The sequence below is a fragment of the Pseudomonas sp. PDM22 genome (assembly GCF_014851965.1).
In the GTDB taxonomy this organism is placed as follows: Bacteria; Pseudomonadota; Gammaproteobacteria; order Pseudomonadales; family Pseudomonadaceae; genus Pseudomonas.
The window spans coordinates 1-237 of record NZ_JACVAR010000075.1 but is presented as its reverse complement, the minus strand read 5'-3'; the positions used below and the strand labels follow the sequence as shown (position 1 = coordinate 237).

Sequence of the window (237 nt, the reverse complement as noted above, 5' to 3'; positions counted from 1 at the left end):
GCGGCCGTGCCGGCGACATCGTCAAGATCGTGGTCAACGACGTCACCTACAGCGGCAAGATCGACGCTGCCGGCAAGTGGAGCATCAGTGTTCCGGGTGCCGAGCTGGTGGCCGATGCCGATCACCGTATCGAGGCGAGCTTCGTGGCGACCGACGCGGCAGGCAACAGCGCCAGCGCCACTGCTACCCACGACTACTCGGTGGATATCACCGCGCCGGTGGCGACCCTGACCATCA

At 65.8% G+C, this 237-nt stretch carries 1 protein-coding gene; it reads left to right on the top strand.

Annotated features, from left to right (window positions below):
* Nucleotides 1–237 (top strand): Ig-like domain-containing protein (locus IB255_RS30720; protein ID WP_192211314.1); only part of this gene is annotated, 237 nt, incomplete at both ends.